This is a genomic window from Deinococcus aquaedulcis, assembly GCF_019693445.1.
GTDB lineage: Bacteria > Deinococcota > Deinococci > Deinococcales > Deinococcaceae > Deinococcus > Deinococcus aquaedulcis.
In genome coordinates, this window is the sequence record NZ_JAHRBL010000012.1 from 1 (window position 1) to 25,604 (window position 25,604).

Here is a 25,604-nt window from a genome sequence, read left to right on the forward strand (position 1 = left end):
AGGCGTGCCCCCGCTTCGGGTTCTTCGGCAGCAGCGGCGACAGTATGGCCCACTGCTGCTCCGTCAAATCCGTCCGTCCCATGCCGTTATCCTGCCAAATTCAGCCAGACAGACCCTAGCCCTGATGACGGTGATGCCGAGCGTGTATTTGAACCGCCTGCTCCGAACCTTCCTCAAGAACGAGGAATTTCTCCACCAGCACGGCTATTCACTCCGCTATACAAGGTGCAACTCCTGAGGATAACCCTCCGTCTTCGGCCCGGTCAGCAGGCACAGGGGAAGTGTAGAGGCACAGGCGTGTGCGTCACATTCGCCGTTCGGCGCACCATACAACTAAGCCAAAACAGCGAGGGCTGAGGTGCATCAACCTCAGCCCTATCCTCTGTACATGCACTTTATTCCAGGGTCACCAGATAGTCGTACAGGTCCGGGCCGCCCATGTGGGTTTCGATCTCGGCGTCGCTGTAGGCTTCGCCAAGGCGCGCGGCCAGGGTATCTAAGTCCTCCTGGGTTTTCTGCGGGCCGCCGAACACCGTGATGATCTCCTGGCCGTCGTAGTGGCGGCCCAGCATTTCCAGCACGCTGTCTTCGGGGTTGCCGCCGCTCTGCACCAGTTCGTCATCCTTCAGGCCGATCACGTCGCCCTCGGCAATCGCCAGGGTGCGCCCATCCTGCACGGTGATGCTGGTGGTGCGGCTGGCGCGCGTAACCTCCAGGGTGGTGACGGCCCCGGCGGCCTCGGTCATGGCTTCTTTCAGATCCTCGGCGGGGGTGTCGGGGCTGAAGTTCAGGGCGGCGCCCATCCCCTGGCCCAGGGTGCGGGTCGGGATGACGACGGCGCGGCCGTCCATCAGTTCCATCGCCTTTTCGGCGGCCATCAGCACGTTCTTGTTGTTGGGCAGGATGATGACCTTCTCGGCACTCACCGAGCGCACCGCGTCCACAATGTCCTGCACGCTGGGGTTGGCGGTCTGCCCGCCGGACACGATGCGCGCGCCCAGCGAGCGGAACAGCTTGACCAGCCCGTAGCCACTGGCCACCGCCACGAGGCCGCTGGGCGAAATTTCTTCTTCCGCGCGCGCCGCCGAGCCCGCCATGCCCAGGATCTCGGTGTGCTGCTCACTCATGTCCTCGACCTTGGTTTTCAGCATCTTGCCGTAGCGGCCCACGGTGGCCAGCAGCTGGTCGGGCTCGTTGGTGTGGATGTGGCCCTTCACGTAGCCCTCGGCGCCCACCACCAGCAGGCTGTCGCCGTAAGGGCTGACCAGCTCACGGATTTCCTCGATAGGCTTGGTGGCCTCGCTCATCAGGAACTCGGTGCAGAAGCCGAATTCCTCGTTCTCGAATTGCTCCTGGGCATACGAGGTGATCTCGGGGGCGGGCGGCAGCGCCTCGCCGCGCAGCTGCGCCAGCATCCCCTGCACGATGTACAGGTAGCCCTGGCCACCGCTGTCAATCACGCCCGCCTGTTTCAACGCGGGCAGCATCTCGGGGGTCTGGTCCAGCAGTTCCTGGCCCCTGAACAGGGCCTGTTCCAGCACGGCTTCAATGTTCTCGCCCTGCGCGCCCTCGGCCACGCCGCGCGCCACGGTCAGAATGGTGCCTTCCACCGGCTTCATCACGGCGCCGTAGCCCACGCGCTGGGCGGCCTGGAAGGCGCGGGTCAGCGTGGGGGCGTCCACCGCCCTCTGGTCCTTGATGACTTCTGCAAAGCCCTTGAGGAGCTGCGAGAGAATCACGCCGCTGTTGCCGCGCGCGCCCAGCAGCGCCCCGTAGCTGATGGCGCGGGCCACCTGGGCCATACTGCTCTCGTCGCAGGTGTCCAGTTCGCGGCGCACCGACTGCATGGTGAGGTGCATGTTGGTGCCGGTGTCGCCGTCGGGCACCGGGTACACGTTCAGGGCGTTGACCTGCTCGCGGTACACGCCCAGCCAGTCGGTGGCGTAGCGCAGCATGCGGGCCAGATCGGCGGGCTGCAGGTGGGTGTGGGGGGCCACTTCAGACACGCTGCACCCCCACGGCGTGCACGCGGGTGGCGGCCAGCTCCAGGCCCGCCTGGGTTTTCACGGTGTGTTCCACACGCTCGGCAATGTTGCGCGCCACGGTGGGAATGCTGACGCCGTAGGCCATGACCACATACAGGTCGGCCGTGTAGCGCGCGCCGTCCTTGGCGATCACCACGCCGTCACTGACCTGCGCGCGCCCCAGCACGCGGCTAAGGCCTTCCTTAAGGTTGGCGGGGGCCATGCCCACCACGCCCGGAATTTCATGGGCGGTGAGGCCGATCAGGGAGGCCAGCGCCGCCTCGGTGATTTGAATGGAGCCGTTCACAGTAAAGGGCAGTATAAGGGGCGGTAGAAAAGGGAGCGGGGCGCGGGGTGCAGGAAGCGGGGGGCCGGGGTGTCTGGCGTGGGTGAACAGGGCGGGGGCGGGCGTGGTTTACTCCGCGCATGTCACTTGTGAAGAGGCTGGAGCGTGCCGATCTGTCGCTGGTGTTGGCGGGCCCCGAACAGCTTGGGCGGCTGACCCAGGATCTGAAGGCGGGCGAGGTGCGGCTGCTGGCCCGGACCGAAGATGGGGATGAGGCCCTGGCCCTGGCCCCCACGAGCGCCCAGGAGGCCCGTGAACTGGGCGCGGCCCTGGCCGGGCTGGCGCGTGAGCTGAAGGCGGCCTCGGTGAAGGTGCCGGCCACCCCGCACGGCGCGGCGCTGGCGCAGGCGGCCCTGGCCGGAGGCTGGCGAGAAGGCCGCTACCGCCAGACGCCCGTCGCTGCCCCCGCCCTGCTGGTGGAAGGCCTGAGCGACGAAGCCCACGCGCGCCTGAACGCCCTGAACGCGGGCCTGACCTTCGCCCGTGAACTCACCAGCGCGCCCGCCAATGTGCTGAACCCGGTCACCCTGGCCCGCGAGGCCCGGACTCTGGAGGCCCTGGGCCTGGATGTGGACGTGTGGGACGGCGACGACATTCAGGGACGCGGCATGGGCCTGCTGGCCGCCGTGGCCGCAGGGAGCACAGCCGGTCCCCGCCTGATTCGCGTCACCCTGCCCGCACGCGGCGAGAAGACAGCGGTGCTGGCGCTGGTGGGCAAGGGCATCACCTTCGACACGGGCGGCTATTCCATCAAGCCGGCCGCCGGCATGAACGGCATGAAAAACGACATGGGCGGCGCCGCCGCCGTGCTGGGGGCCATGCGCGCCCTGGGGGAACTGCGGGCGCAGGTGCCCGAAGGTGTGGAGGTGCGCGCCTACGTGGCCGCCGCCGAGAACATGGTGGGCCCGAACGCCATGCGCCCCGGCGATATTTACCGCGCGGCCAACGGCCTGCACGTGGAAGTCACCAACACCGACGCTGAGGGCCGCCTCGTGCTGGCCGACGCCCTGACCGTGGCCTGCGAGGAAGGCGCCACCGAACTGGTAGACCTGGCCACCCTGACCGGCGTGAAGGTGAGCGCCCTGGGCAACGACATTGCGGCCCTGTTCAGCAGCGACCCCGCCCTGACCGCCCGCCTGATAACCGCCGCCGAGGCCGCCGGCGAGCACGTCTGGGAACTGCCCCTGCACCAGCCCTACCTGAAGGGCTACCAGAAAAACACTGTGGCCGACCTGAAAAACAGCGACATGAACCCGGCGGGCGCCAGCATCAAGGCCGCCCTGTTCCTGCAGCAGTTCGTCACCCGCCCCTGGGCCCACCTGGATATCGCTGGCAACGCCACCCGTGAGGAGGTGGCGACCGGCTGGGGCGTGGGCACGCTGGTGGAATACGTGTTGGGGCGGTAGGCGGTGCGCGGGCAGCAGGGCGCAGTGGAGGGCTTGTCCCGCTGCCTGCGCCCTGCTCCCCGCTTCCCCTTTACACCGCTGGCCCCAGCTTTCCGCGCAGCATCAATTGGACGCGCTGGCGCAGGCGTTTGTAGACCGGCGGGGCGTACTGGGTGCGGAACTGCACCGTGGCCTCCTCGCTGCCCACGTCGTGGCCGCCGTGCTGGGTCAGGAAATAGCGGTGGTCCATGATCCACAGGTACAGATCGGCCTCGGTGCGGCCGGGAAAGCGCGCCATCACGTCGTGCTTGCCAATGTTGTCCACAATGCGGCAGTACAGTCGTCGGTACCAGCTTTCCACGGCTTCTTCCCAGGTCACGGGCGGCAGGCCCGCGCGTTCAGGCTTGCGGTCCAGAAAGTACTGGCGCGTGCGGATGTGCTCCAGCAGCTTTTCGTAGCGCCCCGGCGTGGTGAACAGGATTTCATGGTGACCCGGCACCACCCGGTCGAGGTTGGTGGCCTTTAAGAATTGCGCGTACTCGCCCTTGATGATCAGGTCCTTGAGGGTGTCGCCTTCCTCGGGAGGGACAGTGACCTGCAGTTCGATCACGTCGGCGTCAATGTATTTCTGACCCTGGCGCCGGGCGACAGAGACCCGGTGATTGCCGTCCTTGACGAAATACAGCTCGCCCACCTGGTACACCTGGATGGGCGGGAGTTCCTTGCCCTGCAACTGCGCGCTGCGCACGCCGATCCAGCGTTCATCCAGGTGGCGTTCTTTGGGCAGGTAATGGCGGTCAAACTCGCGGTAGCGGTCCACCGACCCGATGATGTGGTCCACCTCGATGGTTTGCAGGCCGCGCGCATACTCGCCTTCGGGGGCCAGATGGCGCACCCAATCAAAGGGCAGCAGCTCGTTGGGCTGCCGGCGCAGAATGGACAGCAGGTCGCGGACGTCGCTGAGAAAGCGCGCGCGTTCTACTTCGTGCCGGGCCTGATCGAATGCGGACATGGAAGTTCGGCTCCTTGGAATGCCCTGGGGTCAGGGACGCAAGTCGGCCGGGTCGCCTTCGTTGCCGGGGGAAAGAAAGAGCCCCGGTCGCTGGTGTTCAGGGTACACCAAGGGGCGTCAGGGGCGTGTGATGAAAGCCCCGGCTGCGGGGCGGCGGCGCATAAGACAAGCCTTTAGGCGGCCCACACATCGTGGGCTGGACCCTGGGCAGCCCGGGCGGGGCAGGGGTTGAATGCGGCCATGCTTGGCAAGTTCTTCAAAAAGCCCGCCGACGACATGGGCGGCCGGGTGCCCCCGGGCCAGAGCCTGACCACCCGCTTCCCGGTGCTGACCTATGGCCCCACCCAGCACTACGCCCCGCAGGACGTGGCCGTGCGGATCTTTGGGTTGGCCGAGGAACACACGCTGACCTGGACCGACCTGCTGGCCCTGCCCCAGACCACCCTGACCTACGACATTCACTGCGTGACCCACTGGAGCAAGCTGGACACCACCTGGACCGGCGTGCGCGTCACCGACCTGATGGCGCACGTGCGCCTGAAGCCCGGCGCCACCCACGTCATGCAGCACTCGGTGGGCGGCTACACCACGAACCTCAGCCTGGACGACTTTTCGCGGCCTGACAATCTGCTGGCCCACACCTTCGACGGCCAACCGCTGGATGCCGAACACGGCGGGCCGCTGCGACTGGTGGTGCCGCACCTGTACTTCTGGAAAAGCGCCAAGTGGCTGACTGGGCTGGAGTTCATGGATGCCGACCGGCCCGGCTTCTGGGAGCGCAACGGCTACCACATGCGCGGCGACCCCTTCAAGGAAGAGCGGTATGACGACGACTGAGCCGACAACTGCGCGGGCGGCGGAAGGCGCCCCAGGAGACCTGACCGGCGGCGGCGAGTACCTCGTGCCGGATGTGCTGCGCCCCGGGCTGACCCTGGTGCTGGTGGGCACGGCGCCCAGCCGCATCAGCGCGCGGGCGCGGGCCTACTACGCCAACCCTGAAAACCGGTTCTGGCGCACGCTGCACGAGGTGGGCCTGACCCCCCGGCAGCTCTCTCCCCACGAGTACCCCCTGCTGCCTGACTACAGCATTGGCCTGACCGACGTGGCCAAGCGGCATTCGGGCGTGGACGCTGCCCTGCCGACAGACGCCTGGGCCCCCGAGGAACTGCGGGCCAAGGTGCGCCAGTACCGCCCGCAGGTGGTGGCCTTTACCAGCAAGCGGGGCGCCTCGGAGACGCTGGGGATGGCCACTGGCCGCCTGCCGTACGGCCGCCAGGAGGTCACGCTGGAAGGCACAGAACTGTGGGTGCTGCCCAGCACCAGCCCGCTGGGGCAGACGCACTTTCAGCTGGCCCCCTGGCAGGCGCTTGCCGCGCGGGTGCAGGCGCTGCGCCCGGCGGCGGGAACCTCTGCGCCCGCTGGCCCGTAACCGGGGTATGGCTTTGCACACTCCGCAACCCATTCGGTCTGGTGTGGCCCGGCGGCTGCTCCGGGCCCCGCTGCGGCTGACCCGGGGACTGTGGCGCGCGGCGCAGCCCTGGCCGACCCCCTCCGGCGATTCCTGGGCCCTGGCCCCGCAGACCGGGCAGGGCGCCGGGCTGCGCCGGCTGGCGGGACTGGGCGCCCTGGCGCTGCTGACCCTGGTGGGGCTGTCGTTTCTGGGCACCCTGACCGTACTGCTGGGGATCGGCGTGGCTTCGGGCAGCGACCTGGCCGGCTGGCTGCTGGGATTGACGCTGCTGCTGGCGGTCGTGCTGCTGGTCTGGGCGCGGGGCCGCTTGCGCCAGTGGCAGGCCCAGGCCCACCCGCTGCCTGCCTCAGACGAGCTGGGGCAGTTGCGGGCCCTTCATGCCCAGGCGCGCGCCCTGCCACGCCCGGACCGCGCGGCGGTGCTGGGGGCGCTGCAGGCCACCGCGCAGGCCCTGCAGGTCACAGGCGGCGGGGGCACCCTCACCCGCGACGCCTTTGACGCCCGGCAGGCCGCCCGCGAGGACCTGCCTGAACTGCTGGCTGCCGCGCGCAGTGGGCGAGGCGCCGTGCAGCCACAACTGCAGCTGATCGAAACGCGTATGGCGGCCATTGCTGAACGGGGGCGCGCGGCCCAGGCCCGCGCCGCCCAGGCCCAGGCAGCGTACCTGCAGGACAAATACGCCCCCGGGAAGACGGCGCCTGAAGAGACTGCTTTTTCGGAGACTGGGGGCAAGTCGCCCCCCAGGCGTTAAATTTCGAATAGACGGCCAGGGGCGGGTGATACACTGCGCACTGTGTTCCCGCCAAGCCTGTGGACGAACCTGCTGCTGATCGGTGCAGCCGCCCTGCTGGGGTATGCCACGGTTCGGGACCTCCACGGCCTGATGATTGCCGCCGCTCTTCTGATGGCGGTGCTGACCGCCGGGCGCCGGGGCGGCGTGCGCTGGGTGCCGCTGGGCGCCTACGCGATGGCCTTTGTGGCCTCGCTGCTGCTGCCGGGGCCTACGGCGGGCCTGCCGGATCTGGGCGCCGCGCTGCTGGCCCTGCTGAGCCTGGGCCTGCTGACGGTCCGCGAGCAGGCCAACGCGCGCGAGCTGACCTGGCAGCGCAACACAGTGGCTGCCCTGCGCGCCGGCAGCGAGCGCCTGGCCGATGCCCGCGACGCCGACGCCATTATTCGTGCGGGGATTGGCATTCTGGACAAGCTGCAGGTGGCGCCCAACCTGGCGTTCGTGGCTTACCGCAAGGGCACGCCGCACATCCTGGCGGCCACCGGGGCCTTTGAAGCCTTTCTGGAGCGCCCCATTCACCCCAGCGACAACGACAGCCGCAGTGTGCAGGCCGATCACTGGGTGGCCGAAGAGGTGCTCGCGCTGCTGGACAAGACCCAGCGGCGCGTCTTTCACGTGGCCCCGGTGTATGGACGGGCCTCGAACCACCTGGGCGTGGTGATTCTGGCCCGGCCGGTGCCGGTGCTCTTCGATGAAGACGAGAAGGGTGTGGTAGGCGCTTTCTCGCGGTTGCTGGGCGCGCAGCTGGGCCAGTGGCAGGCCATCCGCGACCTGCGCGACGCCAACGACCTGACCCTGCGCTCGCTGGGCGCGGCCCTGGAACGGCGCGACGACGATACTGGCGGCCACACCATGCGCGTGGTCAGCATGAGCGTGCGGCTGGCCCGGCGCCTGGGCTGGGACGAGGATCAGGTCAAGGCCCTGCGCTGGGGTGCCTACCTGCACGACCTGGGCAAGCTGGCCATCCCCGACGGTGTGCTGCACAAGCGCGGCCCCCTCAGCCCCGACGAGCGCCGCGTGATCCAGACCCATACTGTGATCGGCTACGACATGCTGCAGGACCTGCACTTTCTGCCGGCCGAAACGCTGGATCTGGTGCGCTACCACCACGAACGCTGGGATGGCACCGGCTACCCCAGCGGTCTGCGCGGCCAGAACATTCCTGACACTGCGCGCCTGTTCACCTTGATTGACGTGTTCGACGCGCTAACCAATGCCCGGCCCTACAAGCCCGCCTGGACCCGCGAGCGTGCCCTGAACGAGATTCGTGCGCAGGCCGGGCGCCAGTTTGACCCGCAGTACGTGGACGCCTTCCTGCGCATGATGGCCGAACACGACGACGCCCATCTGGTGATGTAGGGCTGGGGGAAGGCTGGGGAGAAGGCCTGGAGAGGAGCGCTGCCCCCATCGCGTCATACGGATGCCGGATCATCCGTTACAGCCCCTGCGCGTCGCTTCGGCGCTTCCACTCCTATCCGTCACCGTTTTTCCTTCTCCCTCTGGTCGGGTTAATCAGTTATGGAATAACTGATTAACCGGAATCCTTATCACTTTGCTTTGTCGGCCTTCGAGCCGGCTCTGTCGCGGGGTGGATGGCCTACAGGCGTTATCTCCGAGGCGCTCAGGCGAGCCCCCGTCCTTCAATGGTGCAGACAGTTTTCAAGAGGTGCATGACAGTAGTTGCGAAAACGTCCTTTATGACGTCAGGCCATGAGCCCCCTCCCAACCTCCTGCGCAAGGGGGGAGGGGTAAAAACAGCGAGTACGTCGAGCAACGCCATACAGAGTTTCGAAACTGTTCGCGCCAGTGGTGCTTATGTCCTCAACCTCTCCCGACCACCACCGCGTTACGCCGTGGGCAAGGCGGCGAGGTCCTGCCGGGTGGGGGCGTAGGCGCCGGGGTGGGTACAGGCGGCGGCGGCGGCCTGCAGGCCCAGGCGCAGGTGCTCGGTCCACAGGGCGTCCGGGTGCTCGGTGGCGCTCACCAGCAGGCCCGCGCACAGGGCGTCGCCAGCGCCCACCGTGTCGGCCACGGGCACGCGCAGCGCACCCAGGTTGGCCTGCCCGGCGGCGTGGTACAGGGTGGCGCCCGCCGCGCCGCGCGTGACCACGATGGGGGCTTTGGCATTCAGGCCGCGCAGATGACGCAGGGCATCGGCCTCACTCTGGCCCGGGAAGAAAAAGGCCAGATCCTCGTCGCTGAACTTCAGCAGGTCGGCGCGGCGGGCCACGGCCTCGAACACGGCCGGGTAATTGGGATGCCGGTGGGTGATGCGGGCATTCGGGTCAAAGCTGATTTTGACGCCAGCGGCGCGCGCGGTTTCCACCAGCCCCAGCAGGGTATCGGCCAGGGGCCACCGGCTGAGGCTGATGCCGCCCACGTGCAGCCAGCGGGCTTCGCGCAGCCAGCCGCCGGGCAGGCCAGTGGGATCGAAGTGCAGGTCGGCGCTGTTTTCCCCCAGAAAGCGGTAGGCGGGCGGGTGGGTGCGGTACACCACGGCCATCAGCGTGGGGGCCGGTACACGCTGCAAGAACCGCAGGTCCAGCCCCGCTTCCAGCGACGCGCGAGCCAGATCCTCCCCGAAGTTGTCCTGCCCCACCGCGCCCGCAAACGCGCTGGGTACTCCCAGGGCCGCGCAGGCCCGCGCCACGTTCCAGCCCGCGCCGCCGGGGTGGGCCGTCCAGCGGTTGTCACCAGCGGTCACAAGGTCGGTCAGGGCTTCGCCGGCGCTTACGATCAGGGGCAGGGGGGCCATGGGCTGCATGCTACAGCGGCCAAAATACCCGGTGGGAGAGTCTGGAGGGCTTACGTCTGGGCCCACTGGAGAAGTGAGCAGCCCCTGATGTGACCCGACGCATTGCCAAAACAGGCCTCTGGGCGTTCTGATGGGGCATGACGATCACCAACGAGCAGGAACTGAGGGGCATGCAGCGGGCCGGGCAGGTGGTGGCCGAGACTTTGCAGGCCCTGCGGGAGGCGGTGGCGCCCGGTGTCACCCCGGCTGAGCTGGACGCGCTGGCCGGCGACCTCTTCGCGCGCCGCCACGCCACCTCGGCGCCCCGGGAGGTGTATGGGGCCCCCGTGAACGTCTTTATCAGCGTGAACGACGACATTGTTCACGGTCTGCCCACCACGCGGCCCCTGCAACCCGGCGACGTGGTGAAGCTGGACGTGACCCCCTTCGTGGACGGCTATGTGGCCGACGCCGCGATCACGGTGGTCGTGCCTCCCGCCTCGCCAGTGGCCCTGCGGCTGGTGGCCTGTGCCGAGGCGGCCTTCTGGGCCGCGATGAATGCGGCGCGGGCCGGGCAACCGGTGAACGTGATTGGCCGGGCGGTGGAGCGGGAGGTGGCCCGGCGCGGCTTTTCGCTGCTGCGCGAGTTGCAGGGCCACGGCGTGGGCCGCACCATCCACGAGGCCCCGGACGTGCCCAACTTCTATCACCCGGCTTTTCGCACCCCGCTGCGCGAAGGCATGGTGATTGCCGTGGAACCGATGGTGTCCACAGGCCGCTCGTCACGCACCCGAACGCGGCGCGACGGCTGGACCATCCGCACGCGCGATGGCGGACTGGCCGCCCACTACGAGCACACCGTCATGATCACCCGGGGTCAGCCCCTGATCCTGACCGCCTAGGTTGGGGAGAGGGCGAGGAAGAAGGAAGAGATTCGCCTGGAACAGTGGTTCAGACAGAGTTCAAGCATGATGAGTAGCCCATGGAAGAAACGTCGTCTGGGACGCTTGGCTCGCGTCTTCCCCTCTGCTGCGCAGCTGTTCAAGCCCCAACCTCTGCTGCGCAGCTCTGCGAGTTCCCCACGAGGGGGAAGGAAAAAACAGCGTGTTTGTCAGGCTGTCCTCTGTGGCATGTTGAAACTGTCCGAACCCTTGCTGCAATGGGTTCTGTCTGAATGCTGGCGTGCGCGGCAGAGGCCCGGGCACGCCCCTCCTTCTGACCCCAAGCTGATCACGGCCTGATCACGGCGGCGGACGACCATGAATGCTGGGGCGGTGCAAAGGTCCTCGTGGCCCATGCCCACCGCCCTCGCCGCCCAGTTCATGTTTCTGCCCTCAGGAGGCCTACCATGTCCGAACCCCAGCCCGACCCCGCCGCCGACCTTCAGCTGCGCGCCCCCGCGCCCCACGACCTGCTGGCCCTGGCCGAGGAGGTGGCGGCCCTGCACCGCAGTCTGGAACGGCTGGCCCACGCCGATCATCTGGAGCGACTGCTGAAACTCATTCCGCGCCCCGGCTGGACCACCCCGGCGGAATACGAGCTGGTGCGCGGCAGCGTGGCCCACATGCAGATGCATGTGCGCGCCCTGCACGACGCTCAGGCGGCGCTGCTGAGGGGCGCGCAACTGGTGGGTGGCCGCAGCCACTAGGCTGATCGAAAGGCCGTGTGATTCGGGCTGCCGTCCATTTGCAGGACATCCAGAACAGAGGAGGACGTTGCTCTCCTGCGGCGCCTTCCAAGTCCACAGCCTGGGTAGCCTTTCCTGTTCCTTCTTGGCCGGGCGGCTCTGCAAATATCTGTGGGTGGGGAAATCCTGCAGCGCCTGACGGAAGTTTTTGGAGGCCGTATGACCCCTGCGGCGGAATCATCGGCCACCAGTACGGAAAGCGCTTAGGCCACCTGACGGATTTGCGCTTTCCGCCAGCTTTCTAGGCTGGTGCCGATGCCGACCAAACCGCAAGCCACAGGGCGCCCAGCAAAGAGACGAGGGTGGCTGGAGGCGTGGGCGATCCTCCGGCGAGGTCTGGGCCATGCGGGCGTGGCCCTCAACGGCCTGTTCGGGCAGGGCACGCCCCCGCCACCGCCGGCACCCCCCGTGCACCATTGGACAGCGCCGCCCCTCCCTGAAGACGAATTCAGCTGCGCCTTCCGCGAGGTGCTGCGCGAAGATCAGGCAGAGTCCACGCCCGTTCAGAAAACGCCGGAAGCAGCTGGATAGGCCTGAAACTGCAGATCAGCTGCCGTGTCAGGCGACCTTTAGCCGCTCTTCAGTTCTCTGCGCCCGTAGGCTGCCGGAACAGCACCACCCGGAAGCCGAATACCTCGCGCTCGCCGCACGGTTCGAAGCCAGCGCGTTCGTACAGCGCGCGCAGGGCCGGGCGGTTCGCGGCGGTGTCCAGTTTCAGCCAGGGGCGCCCGGCCGCCCGGGTGCGGGCCCGCGCGTCGGCCAGCAGAAGGGTGCTCAGGCCACTGCCCTGGGCGGCCGGATGCACGGCCAGTTTGTGCAGGTACAGGGCCTCGCCGGGGGGGTCGTCCGGCCAGAAGGGGGGATCACGGTCCAGCAGGCAGTAGGTGCCCACCGCCTGCCCGGCGCGCCACGCCACCTGCCAGCCCCCAGCGGGGTAATGGCGCGCCAAGCGCTCTGGGGTCAGGCTCGCCAGGGGCCACAGGGCCTGCCCCCGGGCCTCCAGCTGCGCGGCGCTGGCCTGCAGCACGCCCGCTGCGGCCTCCAGGTCGCCTGTGGTGTAGGTCAGTGGGGGCATGGGCTCAGCCTCCCAGTGCCGGGGCCGGTTCGATGCCCGTCGCCCATACCGTGGCCTGCGCGCCTGCTCCGCGCACGTCCAGACGCACCCGGGGCAGGGGGCCGTTGGCCTTGCCGAACACAGCCTTGCCAGCGTCCAGGGCCGAGAACACGCTGTAGTGGCAGCGGCAGCCCAGGTGCGGCTGACCGTCGGGCGGGCGGTAGTTGAAGGCAAAGGCCAGTACCTCTGGGTCGCGCACCAGATTCACCGCGCAGCCCAGGTGGGTGCAGACTCGGGAAAAGGCCGCCAGATGCACGTCTCCGGCACTCAGGCCGCCGGCCACCGGGCGCGGCACGCGCAGCAGCGTACAGGGCCGCCCGGCGTAGGTGAACAGGTGCTCGGCCCACAGCGTCTTCAGGGCCGAGAGCGGCACTACCTGCTGCGCGGGCGCCGGTTCAAAGGCGGGGGGGCCTGCCTCGCTCTTGCCGCGCAGCACGCGCGTGGCATAAAAGCCCATGTAGCCAAAGGCCCCGGCGGTGCCCGCCACCGGCAACACCCACCAGCGTTCCAGCACCGCCCGGCGGGTCAGGCGCCGGGCCTTCATGGCTGCCAGCCTTCCAGCAGGTTCAGCAGGGCTTCCAACTCTGCGCCCCGCAGATTGGGGAAGCCCGGCATGGCGCCCTTGCCCTGCAGGGTGATCTGCCGCAGGGCGTCGCGGCTCAGCACCGATTCGCGCAGGCTGGGGCCCACGCCGCCGCCGCCGCTGGGCCCGTGGCAGGAGGCGCAGTTGGCCGCGTACACGCGCAGGCCCGGGTCGGTCTCGTTCTGGCGGGCGCGGATGGCGGTGATCAGTTCGTCGGCGTCGCGGCCCTGGGGGTCCAGGGTGCGGTAGCGTTCCAGCGCGCGCAGGGCGTCTTCGTCCTGCCCAAAGCGGGCCAGGGCAAAGCCCAGCAGCAACTGGGATTCGGGCTCCTGGGGGGCCAGTTGCGCGGCGGTGCGGATCAGCAGCGCGGCCTGGGTGGCGTCCTGCGCGCTGGGGGCCTGCCCGCCCCGCTCGCCGCGCGTGAGCAGCAGAATGCCCAGGCGGCGCAGGGCCTCGGGCTGGCGCGGATTGAGTTTCAGGGCGTTGCCGTAGGCGCTTACCGCCTCGTCGTAGCGGCCAGAATCAAAGGCGGCCTTGCCCCAGGCCAGGTAATCGGCGTTCTGGCGGGTGCGTTCGGCGCGGGCTTTCAGGGTGGGCAGCGACAGCGTGGCCTGCAGGTTCAGGGCCTCGGCGGGGTTCAGGGCCGCCAGCTGCCAGCGCGGAATGAAGGTCAGGGCGCCGGCCCCCACCGCCAGCGTGGCCACGGCCAGCAGGCCCAGCGCCAGTGGCCGCACCCGGCGGCCAGAACGGGGGACGGGGGGCAGGGCGTCCAGCGCGCGCAGGGTCAGGGCCGCGCGCCGCTCCAGGCCGGGGCGCGCGGCCTCGTCGCCTAAGGTCTGCAACTGGGCGTACAGGCGCTCGCGCTCCGCCTCCAGCCGGGCACGCTCGGCGGCGTCGGGGTCCTCGGGGGCGCCGGCGCGCAGGGGGCCCAGCACCAGCCACAGGCAGGCCAGCAGCACCAGCGCCAGCAGGCCCACGCTCAGCACGGCGGTCATTCGGGCCCCCGGGCACGGGTGTCGCGCTGCACCTGCGCCAGGTAGGGGTCAAAGGCCGTCTCTGGTTCGGGCCCCGCTTTGGCGGCCGTGGCGCGGCCCCGGCGCAGCACGCCCCACAGCACGCCCGCGCCCGCCGCCAGGGCCAGCAACGGCGTGCCCCACAGCAGGAGGTTGCGCCCCGTCTTGGGCGGGTCCAGCAGAACGAAGTTGCCGTAGCGCTGCGAGAAATACACGTAGATATCGCCGTCGGTGCGCCCGGCGGCCACCTGCTCGCGCACCGATTCACGCATCTTGATGCTGATGTCCGAGCGCGAATCGGCAATGGACTCGCCCGTGTCGCACAGCGGGCAGCGCAAGTTTTTCTGGATGGCCACGGCGCGCGCTTCCTGGGAGGGGGTCAGCGCCGGGGCAGCCAGCGCGCCGCCCAGCAGGCCCAGGCTCAGCAGCAGGGGAAGGGCCGCCCTCACAGACCGGGCACCCCAATGGCCTTCAGGCCCGCGTTCAGCTTCTCGTGGGTCAGGCCGCCCCGGTCCATGTGGCGCACCACGCCCCCGGCGTCCACAAACACCGTTTCAGGGATGCCAGAGACGCCGTAGTTCACGCCCGTGTCCAGCCCCGGGTCTTTCAGGTTGGGGTAGGCCAGGGCGTACTCGCGGATAAAGTCGCGGGCGTTTTTCTCACTGGTCTCGTTGAACAGAATGCCGATCACCGCTAGCCCCTGCCCCGCGCCCTGGCGTTCACTGAGTTCGCGCAGCAGCGGCGCCTCGGCCCGGCAGGGCCCGCACCACGAGGCCCAGAAGTTCAGGACCACCGGGCGCCCCTTGAGGCTTTCCAGGCTGACTGGCACGCCGTCCAGGCTCTGCAGGGTAAAGGCGGGGGCGGGCTTGCCCACCAGAGGGCCGCCCGTGGTGGCGCCCCGGGACGGGCTCAGGAGGGCGGCGGCCAGCGCGGCCACCAGGGCAAAGGCAATGGCCGGGGGCAGCAGTCGGCGCCACAGGGGCGCGGAGGTTGGGGCAGGGGCGGGTTCGCTCATGGGGTCCTCTAGTCGGTGGCGGGGGCCAGGCGGGGCGCGGCGGCGCGGACCGGGCGCGCGGGGTTCACCAGGGTCAGGCTGGCGCCCAGGCAGATCAGCACCGTGCCCCACCACAGCCACGACACCAGCGGGCTTTCGATCAGGCGCACGCTGGCCCACTGTCCCTTGGGGTCGGTCTTGGTAACCACCAGATAGGTGTCGCCCGTGAAGCGGTAGCGCACGGCGGGCGCGGGAAACGGGGTGTCGCCGCCCTGGATATAGGTGTTCATGCGCGCGCGGAAGGGTTCGCCGTCAATGCGCACGTGCGCCACCACGGAGCGGCCGTCGGGGCGGGTCTCCTGGCGAATGGCGGTCAGTTCCAGCCGCTCGGCCAGCACCTGCACGGGTTGCCCTAGGTTCAGGGTGACCTGGGCGTCGCGGCGGTAGGTGCCGCTGCCCGCCAGTCCCAGCGCCAGCACCACCAGGCCAATGTGGGCCAAGTACGCGCCGTACCGCCGGGGCTGGGCGCGCAGGGTGGCCCCCAGGCCGCCCGCCTGCTTGGCCGCGCGTGCGGTCAGCAGGCCCAGGCCCAGCAGGTTGTAGGCACCCAGGCCCACGGTCGCCAGTACGCCGGGGTGGCGGATGCCCAGCAGGAAAGCCACAGCAGCCGCGCCCAGCCCAGCGGCCAGCAGGGGCCACAGCGCACGCCACAGGCCCTGGCCTTCGGCGCGGCGCCAGGGCAGCAGGGGGCCCACGCCCATCAGCAGCAGCAGGCCCAGGCCCAGGGGGATGGCAAAGGCGTTGTAAAAGGCCGGGCCCACGCTGGCGTCGCGCCGACCCTGCACGGCTTCTACCAGCGTGGGAAACAGCGTGCCCACCAGCACCATCACGGCAAAGACCACAAAGAGCCAGTTGCCGGCCAGAAAGGCCCCTTCGCGGCTGAGCGCAGCGGGCGGTTCGGCGTCGTCGCGCAGCCGGGGCGCGCGCCACGCGGCCAGCAGCGTGCCCAGCACCAGCAGCAGCGCCAGAAAGCCCAGGAACACCGGCCCCACCGGCCCGCCCGCAAAGGCGTGCACACTCTGCACGATGCCTGAACGGTTCAGAAAGGTGCCCAGCACCGTGCTGGCGTAGGCCAGCACGATCAGCCACACGTTCCACGAGCGCATCAGGCCCCGGCGCTCCTGAATCTGAATGGAGTGCAGGAACGCGGTGGTCAGCAGCCAGGGAATAAAGGAGGCATTTTCCACCGGGTCCCAGGCCCAGTAGCCGCCCCAGCCCAGCGTTTCGTAGCTCCACCAGCCGCCCGCCACAATCGCGGCGGTCAGGAAGGTCCAGGCCACCAGCGTCCAGCGCCGGGTGACCACCACCCAGTGGTCCGAGAGGCGCCCCGTCACCAGCGCGGCCACCGCGTAGGCAAACGGTACCGACAGTCCCACGAAGCCCAGATATAGCAGCACGGGGTGAACGGCCATCATCCAGTGGTTCTGCAGCGCGGGGTTGGGGCCGCGCCCATCGGCGGGAATGGCCGCCAGCGGGGTAAAGGGCGAGGCCACCGTGGCGCACACCCCCACGAAGAACAGCAGGCTGACAAACATGGTGCCCAGCGCCCAGGGCCGCAGGGCGTCGCGGCGCAGCGTCAGGCTGAGGATGAAGGTAAAGCCGGCCAGCAGCCACGCCCACAGCAGAATGCTGCCTTCCAGCGCCCCCCACAGCCCGGTCACCTTGATCCAGGTGGGCGAGGCGCGCATGGAGTGTTCGGCCACGTAGCGCACGCTCATGTCGTCGCGCAGCAGGGCAAAGAGCAGCACCAGGGTGCCCAGCGACACCAGCGCAAACACCGCCCAGGTGGCGCGCCGGGCGGCTTCCACGGCGCGGGCGTCGCGGGTCACGCCGCCCAGTAGTGCCAGCCCCAGGCCCGCCAGACAGAACAGCAGCGCGCCCAGCAGGCTCAGCTGGCCCAGGGGGGCGGCGGCGCCCCCGTCAAAGGTGATCAGGTTCAGCACGGGCTTCTCCGGTCTTGTGGGGGGGCCGCCTCAGGGGGCAGTCTTGAGCATGTCCTTGAGTTCGGCCTGGGTTTTGGGCACGTTGTATTCCTCGGAGTGCTTGACCACCAGTTCCGAGGCGTGAAAGGTCTCGCCCTGAAACTGGCCGCGCACCACGACGCCCTGGTTTTCCTTGAACAGGTCGCTGACTGCTCCGGTGTACTGCACCGGAAAGCTGGCCCCGCCGTCCGACACCACGAAACGCAGGTTCAGGGTCTGCGGGTCGTACTTGGCGTTCCTCACCAGCCCGCCAATGCGGATAGGGCGGCCCTGCAACTCGGCGCGCTGCTGCTGGTACTCGGTGGGGGTGACAAAGTATTCCAGGCTCTGGTTCAGGTTGCCAAAAGCGATGGCGCCCACCAGGGCCGCCAGGGCGGCGACCCCCAGCACCGGGGGCCAGGGGTTGCGGCGGCGAACGCGGGCCCGGGGCAGCGGCGAAAGGGGCGCACTCAACGGGGCGCCTCCCGGTGGTCCTCGCCGCGCAGGGTACTCAGGCGCCGCCACAGCCACAGCAGGTAGCCGGCCAGCACCCCAAAAGAGGCCGCGTAGGTCACGATCACGTACCAGGCGTACTTATCCACGGGCCACCTCCATGCCAGCCAGGTCGTTCATCAGTTCGCGTTCCTCGCGCGCTTCCTGGCGGGCGGCCAGAATGCCGCGCAGCCGCAGCAGGTACACGTACAGCACCGTAAAAGCAAAGACCGAGAACAGCAGCGTGGGCAGGTAGACGGCTTCGGCCTTCCACTGAATCTTGCCCAGCAGGGTCAAAGTCTGGGTCTGGTGCACGCCGCGCCACCATTCCACGGCCATGTAGTTCACCGGCACGTACAGGGTGCCCACAATGCCCACCACCGCCGACACGCGCGCCCGCTTGTCCGGGTCGTCGATCAGGGAGCGGATCAGGAGGTAGCCGCCGTAGATCACGAGGCTCAGGGCGGTGGTGGTCAGGCGGGCGTCCCAGACCCAGTAGGTGCCCCAGGTGGGCTTGGCCCACAGCATCCCGCCCACGATGGTCGCCAGGGTAAACAGCACGCCAATCTCGGCGCTGGCCATCGCCAGGCGGTCCCAGTGGCGGCGGCGCTGCCACAGGTACAGCAGGCCAAACAGCCCGGTGCCGCCGTAGGCGAGGTAACTCAGCCACGCGGTGGGCACATGCACAAACATCAGCCGCACCAGCGAGCCCTGGTTGGCGTCCAGTGGCGCGCTGAGGCCCAGGCCCAGCACCGCCAGCACGCTGACCAGGGTGGCCGCGCCCAGCAGGGTCGTCGTGAGGTCTCGTTTCATATCGCTCCTCTATTGTGCCGCGCCGGGCGGAAAGATGACCGTGCGCGCCGCGTCAGTGTGGGCAGAATCGCGTGCTGGGTGGGGTGCAGGCAAGTGCGAGTGTCCCCACAGGCCGGGGCGCCTCCTGCCCTGGGCCCAAGGGGGTGCAGGGCAGCCAGCAGCCGAAGGGAAGTGCGGGCAACAGGAACCGGGACAGAGCCTCATTGCAGCGCCACACAACGCGAAACGAGGGCCGTAGCCCCCGTTCCGGTCTTGATTGGATTTACTGCTTGACGATCTTGTCCACCTCGGCCGCGCCGGTGTAGGTGGTGGGGGCGTTCAGGTAGCCCTTGAGCACCACTTTCCAGGCCCCGGCAGCGGGGTTGGGAATGCTGACCGCTTCGCCCGTGCTGGTGCCCTGGGCGCTGGAGCCCACCAGTTGGCCAGCGGGGTTGTAGACCTCCAGGTCCAGGTCGAAGGCGGGGTTGCCCCACTCGGTGCTGACGCGCAGCACGCTGCTGCCGGCGGGCACGTTCAGGGTGTGGGTGGCCTGGGCGTTCTGCACGCAGCCGGCGGTGGGGGCGCACACGGCCGTGCTCACGGTGCCGCTCCAGCCGGGCAGGGCGGTGGTCTGCACGGTGTAGCGCGTGGGGTTCAGGCGCACGGCCTCGCGGATAGAGGCGTTCGCGTCCACGTAGCCGTACCCTACTTCCCATTCCTCGCGCTGTTTCACGACCACCTGGTTGGGGTCCAGGCCATTGGTGGCCTGCGCCACGTAGTACATCTTGCGGCTGGTCTTCTTGAAGGTCGCCAGGATGCTGTCGAGGTTCATCTTGGGGTTGGCTTCCAGCATCAGGGCCACCACACCGCTGATGTGTGGGGTCGCCATGCTGGTGCCGCTGATGGTGCTGTAGCGGGGGTTGTCCACGTCGGGGGCGGTGGTGGCGGCCAGACCGGTCAGGGCGCGCGCCGCGCTGATCTTGACGCCGGGGGCCGTCACGTCCGGGTGCACCAGGGCGTCGCCCGCACGGCCACGGCTGGAGAAGCTGGCGAGGTAGCCCTGCTTGTCGCCGGCCGCCACGCTCATCACGCAGGGGCTGGCGGAGTAGGGGTTGAGGGTGTTGGCATCGGGCCCTTCGTTGCCAGCGGCGAACACGACCACCATGCCGGCCTCGTAAGCGCGCTTGGACGCGAGGCTGATGGGGTTGTACGGCGCGAACTCGCCGCTGCTGCCCCAGGAGTTGCTGATCACGCGGATGTTGTGGGTCTCGCGGATCTCGGGCTTCATCAGGTAGTCAAAGCCCTGCAGCGCGTACAGGATGCTCAGGCCGTCGCCCGCGCCCACGCCCACCAGGGTGGCGCCGGGGGCCACGCCGCGCCGCTCGCGTGTGCCCGCCGAGGCCGCGCCCGAGCCGCCGATGGTGCTGGCCACGTGCGTGCCGTGCCCGCTGCTGGTGTCGGTGTTGGGCAGGTCCAGGTACAGGTAGCCGCCCGCCGGGGTATCCGTGATGGGCCCCACCAGTTTCACGTTCTTGGCCACGTGGGCCAGGTCCGGGTGGGTGCCGTCCACGCCCGAGTCGATGATGCCCACGCCCACCCCGCGCCCGCTCAGGCCGTAGGTGTTGCGGGCCACATCGGCCCCGATGAACTTCACGCTTTCGGCCAGCTTGTAGCTCAGCGGCGCGTCCTGGTAGATGGACACGAGGCCGGGCAGGTTGGCCTGCAGCTGCGCCACCAGTTCCTGGGTCACCAGCGTCTTCAGGGCGATCATGGGCAGGTTCTCGAACGCGCCCAGGCCATTGCCGGGGTCCACGGGCAGCGTGGAGTCCATCCAGGTGATGGCGCGGCCCTTGCTGGTGTCGTCGGCGAAGGCCAGGATCAGGGTGCCCACCTGGCCGTAGCGCATGCTGCTGTCCACCTGCACGCTGCTGGGGCCAGTGGCGTACAGCGCCGAGCAGGCCGAGAGGGTGGTAGCGGTCGTGGCCTGGGCGCCCAGGGTGCGGCTGGACTGGGTGGCCACCGGGGCCGTGGCCGCGCCCTGAGGGGTGCTCTGCCCACAGGCGGAGAGAATGACCGTCAGACCCAGGATGGTGGTGGACACGTTCTTCATCGCAGACTCCTTAGAGGGGGGTAACGCAGGATGGCGGTGTTGAGTGCCCCTATTCCAGCAAGCGGTCCTCAAAAAAAACACAAAAAACTGTTCATGCCGGGGGTGGCTGGCGCGAGGCTCAAGTTTTGCTTAAGACGTTGGGCCGCTCTGGGCGCCCAAGCGTGACTTTTTCCACAGCGAAGGCCGTGCAGGGCGCGAGATGAGGTTGGTTTGAGGGTCAAGGGCAGGGGGGCGGCGGGCAGAGGGCTGACTCGCCCACCTAAGCCGCCGCGCTGGGCCACGCTTTTGAGCTGCCTGGGGCCCCCACCCTATACTGGGCAGATGCTCCCTCTGCCCAAGCGGCTGCTGGCGCGTCTGGATGCGGCGCCCGGGGGAATTGTGGCGCCTGTGGATGTGGGGGCGGCCCAGGCCGCGCTGGTGGCCTGGGCCGAGGGGGTGGGCCGCGCCGTTCTGCGGCAGGCACCCGGCCCAGCCGATGGCCCCTGGCTGTGGCTGCCCGCCCGCCGCCGCGATCTGGAACAACTGCCGCCCTCCTCGCCCGCGCCGCTGCTGCTGGCCGGCCACGACTTGCTGTACACCGCCGCCGAATGGCAGGCCGCCCTGCCGGGGCAAGGCGCAGAACAGGCCGCCGCCAGCTTTGCCGCTGCGGGGGGCTGGCCCGGGGCCCTGCCGCTGGCCCAGGCCTTTCCCGGCGATCCCCACGCGCACACGCACCCGCAGGCCCACATGCTGCTGGGGCCATTGCTACCGCCCCCTGACCTGCGCGCCAGCGCACGCACCCTGGCCGCCGCCACCTGGCTGACCCCAGGGGTGGCCGAGGCGCTGGGCGTGCCCCAGGCCGACTGGGCCGCCCTGCTGGACGGCGGCTGGCTGTGGCCCAGTGGGCCGGGCGCCGCCTTTCCGGTGACGCTGCGCCGCTTTCTGGCGCCCCTGCCTGTCCCTGAAGACGTGCGCCGCGCCGCCCAGGCCCTGCAGGAAGGCGGCCACACCACCCACGCCATGGACACCCTGGCGGAAGGCGGCGCCTGGGCCGAGTACCTGGACCTCCTGGCCTGGACCACCCGCAGCGCCCAGGGCGAGGCCACGCTGCGCGCCCGGCTGGGCGCCCTGCCGCCCGCGTGGCGCGAGTGCCCGCCCGCCGTGTATGTGGCCGGACTGCTGGCCCGCGCCGCCCACGACCTGGGGGACGCCCACCGCCTGTACACCCGCGCCCTGGAGGGGCTCCAGGGCAGCGCAGCGGGGTTGGTCCACAACGCCCGGGGCGTGGTGCGTGCCATGACCGGCGACGTGCCCGGCGCCCTGGATGACTTTGCCCAGGCCGCCACGTGGCCTGGGCTGACCGCTGGCGAAGCCAACCACAACCGGGGCACCCTGCTGGTGCAACAGGGCCGCCACGCCGAGGCCGAGCACAGCCTGAACGCAGCGGTGGCCGCCTTCCGCGCGGCGGGTGACCCAGGGCGCGAGGCCCGCAGCCTGGAAACGCTGGGCACCCTGCAGTTCGGGCGCGGCCTGCTGCGTGAGGCCCTAAGCCCCTACCGCGCGGCCCTAGCCCTGCTGCGGGACACCCACCCCACCGAGGCCGCGCTGGCGCTACTGAATCTGGCCGAATGCCACCTGCTGCTGGGCGAACTGGGCGAGGCCCACGCGCGGCTGCAGGAGGCCGCCGCCTTTCGCCACCTGCCCGGGGTGCGCGGCTGGGCCGGGCGCCTGCAGGCCCTGGTGGCGCTGCAGGGCGGCGACCCGGCCGGGGCCCTGGAGGTGCTGGGCCGCACCACCACCCAGGACCGCAGCCTGCAGGCCGAGGTGGCGCTCCTGCAGGCCCGCGCCCAGCGGGAGCAGGGCCAGCCAGAGGCCGCCCGCGCCGCGCTGGCCCACGCCCGCCCTCTGGGCCTGCGCGCCGACCTGGAAGCCGCGCTGCTGGGCGAAGCCCCGCTGGACGAGGTGATCGAAGCCGCCCGCGCCGAGGAAGCCCGGCTGGAACTGGCCGCCGCCCTGCTGGAACGCGGTACCCCCGACGATCTGCGCGAGGCCCTGGGCCTGATTCAGGCGCACGGCTACCTGCCGCTGCTGAACACCCGCGCCGCTGCCCCCCTGGCGGCCCTGGCCGGCGATGAGGCCACGCGCGCCCTGTTTCCGCTGCACCTGCAGGCGCTGGGGCCGCTGCGCCTGACCCACGCCGGGCGGCAGCTGGGCCTGGGCGACTTTCCCACCCGCAAAAGCGCGGCGCTGCTGGTGGCCCTGGCCCTGGCCGAGCACCCACAGCCGCGCGAGGTGCTGGCCGAGCGCTTCTGGCCCGGGGCCAAGAACCCGCTGGCCAGCCTGCAAACCGCTGTGTACCACCTGCGCAGCGTCTTTTCGGTGCCGCTGATTGCCAGCGAGCGCGGCCTGCTGTCGCTGCTGTTTCCGGTGCGCAGTGACCTCGCCGAGCTGCGGGGCGCCGTCAGCGCGCAGGACCACCACCGCCTGACCGAATTGCTGCGGCCCCTGACCGCTTCCCTGAATGTCCTGAGCGACCTGCCCACCGAACTGACCGAGGAGCGCACCCAGGCCGAGCGTGTGCTGCACGACGCCCTGCGCCTGCACGCCGAGGCCCAGCCCGAAGGCGACGTGCGCCGCCGCGACGCCCTGCGGGCCGCCGTGGCTGCCGATCCCTTTGACACCGCCAGCCGCGAGGACCTGATCGCGTGGCACGAGCGCCGGGGCGAAACGGCCCAGGCCGAGCAGGAGCGCGAGGCCCTGCGGGGGGTGCTGGCGGCGCTGGGCTAGCGTCTACCCTTCGGCGGCGGCTGGGAACAGCAGCGTGGCCAGAATGACAGTGCCCAGATCAAAGGCTGCCAGGAAGGTCAGCCACGTCCCCACCTCTGTGCTCCAGCCGCCCGAAAGCAGCAGGGATGTGGCCTTGACGGTGGCGATCACGGCCGGCACCAGAATCGGAAAAGCCAGCGCGGGCAGCAGCGCCTCGCGCGCGCGCAGATTCACGGTGATGCTGCCGTAGAAGGTGGTGCCGGCGGCAAAGCCAAGCACCCCCAGCACGGTCGTCAGCCCCAGGGCGGCCCAGGGGAGCGCGCCGCTCATGGGGGCCACTTGGCCGGGAAGCGTGGGTTTTTCCAGCGCCCCAAACAGCACCAGCCCCGTGGGCACGGTCAGGGCCGCCACCAGCAGCAGCGGCGGCAGCACGCCCAGCAGCTTGCCCAGATACAGCGCGCCGTGGGGCCCGGGGTAGGCCAGCAGCTGCTCCAGCGCGCCGGCCTCCTGCTCCTGGGCGAAGGCCCGCTGCGCGCCTACGGCGGCGGCCAGCGCCAGCGCGGTCCAGATCGCCCCGGCGGCCAGGGCCGCGCGCTGCCCCGGGGCCGCTCCACTGCCGCTGAGGGCCAGCCCCAGCACCAGCAGCACCAGCCCGGCGAAAAAGGCCGTGGACAGCAGGGTGTCGCGGGTGCGCCCGGCCACCCGCAGGTCCTTGGCCGCCACAGCGGCGGCCATGCGCGCGGCGCCCCGCAGGGCGCTCACAGCGGGCTTTCCTCGCGCAGCACGCCGCCGTGCAGCCGACACGCGCGGGGCGCCACCACGCGGGCCAGTGCCGGCTCGTGCGCCGCCACGATCAGGGTGACCCCCTGGGCGCGCAGGTCCCCCAGCAGCTCCTGCACCAGAGCGCGGCCGGCGTCGTCGAGGTTGGCAAAGGGTTCGTCCACCAGGGTCAGCGGGCGGGCCAGCAGGTGCGCGCGGGCCAGGGCCAGCCGCTTGCGCATCCCGGCCGACAAAAAGCGGGCCCGGCGCCCGGCCGCGCCTTCCAGGCCCACCCGCCGCAGGGCCGCCGCTGTGTCTCCCCGCTGCCCATGCATGCGCAGGGCAAAGGCGAGGTTCTCCTGGCTGGTCAGATCGGGGTACAGGCCGCCGTCCACCGGCATCAGGTGCACGTGGTCGCGCACGGCGCGGCTATCGCGCAGGTCGTAGCCGAACACCCGCCCCTCGCCCCGGGTGGGCCGCACCCCGGCCGACAGCAGGCGCAGCAGCGTGGTCTTGCCCGCACCGTTTTCCCCCAGCAAGGTCACGCCCTCTGCACTGGGGACGTCCAGATCGAGCCCGCGCAGAATGACCTCGCGCCCCAGCCGCAGCCACAGCCCGCGCAGTTGTAGGGCCGGCAAGGCGGTGGGAAGGCCTGGGTGCGCTGGCGCCGCACTTACAGTTTCAGCCACTCGGGCATCACCTCATAGAAGAAGGTGGCCAGACGGGTGAACTGCCCGGTCAGCATCAGAAGGCCCGAGGCCACCAGCAGCACGCCGCCCAGTTTCTCGAAGACCCCGGCGTAGCGGTTCAGGCGCCGCAGGTTCACCCGGTGCCATAGCAGTGCCGCCAGCAGAAAGGGCACGCTGAGGCCCAGGGTGTAGGCGGCCAGCAGCGCCACGCCGCTGCCCAGACTGGCGGTGCTGGCCGCCAGCCCCAGCACACTGCCCAGGGTGGGGCCCAGGCAGGGGCTCCAGCCAAATGCGAAGGCGGCGCCCAGGGCCACCGGGCCGTAACCCCCCGCGTTGGCCAGGGCGCGGGTATCGCGCATCAGGAAGGGCAGGCGAATAACCCCCAGCATCACCAGCCCGAAAAAGATAATCAGCACGGCCGAGACCTGGGCCAGCAGCGCCTTGTGCGGCGCAATCAGGGCGCCCAGGCTGCTGGCGGTGGCCCCCAACGCCATGAACACCAGCCCGAACCCCAGAATGAACCCGAGGGCGCGGCCCCACGGCGCGCGCTCGCCGCCCAGCGCCCCCAGGTAGCTGGGCACCAGCGGCAGCACACACGGGCTCAGGAACGAAACGAGGCCCGCCAGGAACGCCACGGCGAAGGTGGGGGAAGGCGTCATGGCGGGCAGTGTAGCGGCTTCCGGGCAGGCCGCCTGTCCCGCTGCCACTGCTGGAGCAGGCGGCGCGGGCTGGACACACGGCTGTCTTCTGCAACGCCCACCACCTGGAACGGAGCGGAGAGAGGAACTGAGCGCCGCTCTGGGCAGACCTTTCCACTCTTCCGAGAGCGGCGGGCCGTTTGCT

Annotated in this window: 25 protein-coding genes; 8 read left to right on the top strand and 17 right to left on the bottom strand. The window is 70.0% G+C overall.

All coding sequences use genetic code 11. The features are described from left to right. Positions 1-395: 395 nt before the first annotated feature. Complete coding sequence (locus KMW22_RS13505) at positions 396-1,955, bottom strand: DAK2 domain-containing protein (protein WP_221090677.1); 1,560 nt, start codon at positions 1,953-1,955, stop codon at positions 396-398. 43 nt (positions 1,956-1,998) lie between these two features. Beyond that, positions 1,999-2,331: an Asp23/Gls24 family envelope stress response protein gene (locus KMW22_RS13510; RefSeq protein WP_221090576.1), complete on the bottom strand. Its 333-nt coding sequence runs from the start codon at positions 2,329-2,331 to the stop codon at positions 1,999-2,001. Between the two features lie 119 nt (positions 2,332-2,450). On the opposite strand from KMW22_RS13510, the gene KMW22_RS13515 reads away from it, so the two are divergent. Then, complete coding sequence (locus KMW22_RS13515; RefSeq protein ID WP_221090577.1) at positions 2,451-3,776, top strand: M17 family metallopeptidase; 1,326 nt, start codon at positions 2,451-2,453, stop codon at positions 3,774-3,776. Between the two features lie 70 nt (positions 3,777-3,846). On the opposite strand, the gene KMW22_RS13520 is transcribed toward KMW22_RS13515, so the two are convergent. After that, the gene (locus KMW22_RS13520) at positions 3,847-4,767 is read right to left on the bottom strand and encodes a DUF4032 domain-containing protein (protein ID WP_221090578.1); all 921 of its coding nucleotides are present in this window, start codon (positions 4,765-4,767) and stop codon (positions 3,847-3,849) included. A gap of 240 nt (positions 4,768-5,007) precedes the next feature. Between KMW22_RS13520 and KMW22_RS13525 the strand changes: the two genes are divergently transcribed. The 4 genes from KMW22_RS13525 to KMW22_RS13540 are packed head-to-tail and all read left to right on the top strand — an operon-like array spanning position 5,008 to position 8,387. Then, positions 5,008-5,604, top strand: a complete 597-nt coding sequence (locus tag KMW22_RS13525; RefSeq protein ID WP_221090579.1) for a sulfite oxidase-like oxidoreductase — start codon at positions 5,008-5,010, stop codon at positions 5,602-5,604. Then, on the top strand, positions 5,591-6,196 hold the full coding sequence (locus KMW22_RS13530) for a mismatch-specific DNA-glycosylase (RefSeq protein WP_221090580.1): 606 nt from the start codon (positions 5,591-5,593) through the stop codon (positions 6,194-6,196). Before KMW22_RS13525 ends, KMW22_RS13530 begins: the two co-directional genes overlap by 14 nt. A gap of 7 nt (positions 6,197-6,203) precedes the next feature. Further along, positions 6,204-6,989, top strand: a complete 786-nt coding sequence (locus tag KMW22_RS13535; protein WP_221090581.1) for a hypothetical protein — start codon at positions 6,204-6,206, stop codon at positions 6,987-6,989. Between the two features lie 42 nt (positions 6,990-7,031). Next, positions 7,032-8,387 (top strand): HD-GYP domain-containing protein, encoded by a 1,356-nt coding sequence (locus KMW22_RS13540; protein WP_328774704.1) that lies wholly within the window; start codon positions 7,032-7,034, stop codon positions 8,385-8,387. 487 nt (positions 8,388-8,874) lie between these two features. On the opposite strand, the gene KMW22_RS13545 is transcribed toward KMW22_RS13540, so the two are convergent. Further along, positions 8,875-9,783, bottom strand: coding sequence for a carbohydrate kinase family protein (locus tag KMW22_RS13545; protein WP_221090582.1), 909 nt, complete (start codon positions 9,781-9,783; stop codon positions 8,875-8,877). 137 nt (positions 9,784-9,920) lie between these two features. On the opposite strand from KMW22_RS13545, the gene map reads away from it, so the two are divergent. Together map and KMW22_RS13555 are read left to right on the top strand one after the other, a co-directional pair. Further along, positions 9,921-10,664 (top strand): type I methionyl aminopeptidase, encoded by a 744-nt coding sequence (gene map / locus KMW22_RS13550; RefSeq protein ID WP_221090583.1) that lies wholly within the window; start codon positions 9,921-9,923, stop codon positions 10,662-10,664. 446 nt (positions 10,665-11,110) lie between these two features. Then, positions 11,111-11,410: a hypothetical protein gene (locus KMW22_RS13555; RefSeq protein ID WP_221090584.1), complete on the top strand. Its 300-nt coding sequence runs from the start codon at positions 11,111-11,113 to the stop codon at positions 11,408-11,410. Positions 11,411-12,029: 619 nt separating this feature from the next. On the opposite strand, the gene KMW22_RS13560 is transcribed toward KMW22_RS13555, so the two are convergent. From KMW22_RS13560 to KMW22_RS13605, 10 genes are all read right to left on the bottom strand, one after another. After that, complete coding sequence (locus tag KMW22_RS13560; protein ID WP_221090585.1) at positions 12,030-12,524, bottom strand: GNAT family N-acetyltransferase; 495 nt, start codon at positions 12,522-12,524, stop codon at positions 12,030-12,032. Between the two features lie 4 nt (positions 12,525-12,528). Further along, complete coding sequence (locus KMW22_RS13565; protein ID WP_221090586.1) at positions 12,529-13,107, bottom strand: Rieske (2Fe-2S) protein; 579 nt, start codon at positions 13,105-13,107, stop codon at positions 12,529-12,531. Further along, on the bottom strand, positions 13,104-14,141 hold the full coding sequence (locus KMW22_RS13570) for a c-type cytochrome (protein ID WP_221090587.1): 1,038 nt from the start codon (positions 14,139-14,141) through the stop codon (positions 13,104-13,106). Before KMW22_RS13570 ends, KMW22_RS13565 begins: the two co-directional genes overlap by 4 nt. Further along, positions 14,138-14,608, bottom strand: a complete 471-nt coding sequence (locus tag KMW22_RS13575; protein WP_221090588.1) for a cytochrome c-type biogenesis protein — start codon at positions 14,606-14,608, stop codon at positions 14,138-14,140. Before KMW22_RS13575 ends, KMW22_RS13570 begins: the two co-directional genes overlap by 4 nt. Beyond that, complete coding sequence (locus KMW22_RS13580) at positions 14,605-15,174, bottom strand: TlpA family protein disulfide reductase (protein ID WP_221090589.1); 570 nt, start codon at positions 15,172-15,174, stop codon at positions 14,605-14,607. The genes KMW22_RS13575 and KMW22_RS13580 overlap by 4 nt, the downstream gene beginning before the upstream one ends. A gap of 8 nt (positions 15,175-15,182) precedes the next feature. Continuing rightward, positions 15,183-17,156: a heme lyase CcmF/NrfE family subunit gene (locus tag KMW22_RS13585; RefSeq protein ID WP_221090590.1), complete on the bottom strand. Its 1,974-nt coding sequence runs from the start codon at positions 17,154-17,156 to the stop codon at positions 15,183-15,185. Positions 17,157-17,186: 30 nt separating this feature from the next. Continuing rightward, complete coding sequence (ccmE, locus tag KMW22_RS13590; protein WP_221090591.1) at positions 17,187-17,648, bottom strand: cytochrome c maturation protein CcmE; 462 nt, start codon at positions 17,646-17,648, stop codon at positions 17,187-17,189. Further along, a complete protein-coding gene (ccmD, locus tag KMW22_RS13595; RefSeq protein ID WP_221090592.1) occupies positions 17,645-17,776 on the bottom strand; it encodes a heme exporter protein CcmD in 132 nt (43 codons plus the stop codon). The genes ccmE and ccmD overlap by 4 nt, the downstream gene beginning before the upstream one ends. Then, positions 17,769-18,479 (bottom strand): cytochrome c biogenesis protein CcsA, encoded by a 711-nt coding sequence (gene ccsA / locus KMW22_RS13600; RefSeq protein WP_221090593.1) that lies wholly within the window; start codon positions 18,477-18,479, stop codon positions 17,769-17,771. The genes ccmD and ccsA overlap by 8 nt, the downstream gene beginning before the upstream one ends. Before the next feature lie 262 nt (positions 18,480-18,741). After that, a complete protein-coding gene (locus KMW22_RS13605; protein ID WP_221090594.1) occupies positions 18,742-20,568 on the bottom strand; it encodes a S8 family serine peptidase in 1,827 nt (608 codons plus the stop codon). A 321-nt stretch (positions 20,569-20,889) separates the two neighbouring features. Here KMW22_RS13605 and KMW22_RS13610 point away from each other — a divergent pair, with 321 nt between their 5' ends. Beyond that, complete coding sequence (locus KMW22_RS13610; RefSeq protein ID WP_221090595.1) at positions 20,890-23,334, top strand: tetratricopeptide repeat protein; 2,445 nt, start codon at positions 20,890-20,892, stop codon at positions 23,332-23,334. Positions 23,335-23,337: 3 nt separating this feature from the next. Here the strand turns inward: KMW22_RS13610 and KMW22_RS13615 are convergent, their stop codons facing one another. From KMW22_RS13615 to KMW22_RS13625, 3 genes are read right to left on the bottom strand one after another with little or no spacing between them, the layout of a single operon-like run. Then, the gene (locus tag KMW22_RS13615) at positions 23,338-24,048 is read right to left on the bottom strand and encodes a heme exporter protein CcmB (RefSeq protein WP_221090679.1); all 711 of its coding nucleotides are present in this window, start codon (positions 24,046-24,048) and stop codon (positions 23,338-23,340) included. A 23-nt stretch (positions 24,049-24,071) separates the two neighbouring features. Then, complete coding sequence (locus KMW22_RS13620; RefSeq protein WP_328774705.1) at positions 24,072-24,761, bottom strand: ABC transporter ATP-binding protein; 690 nt, start codon at positions 24,759-24,761, stop codon at positions 24,072-24,074. After that, positions 24,746-25,420, bottom strand: coding sequence for a cytochrome c biogenesis CcdA family protein (locus KMW22_RS13625; protein ID WP_221090596.1), 675 nt, complete (start codon positions 25,418-25,420; stop codon positions 24,746-24,748). Before KMW22_RS13625 ends, KMW22_RS13620 begins: the two co-directional genes overlap by 16 nt. Positions 25,421-25,604 lie beyond the last annotated feature (184 nt).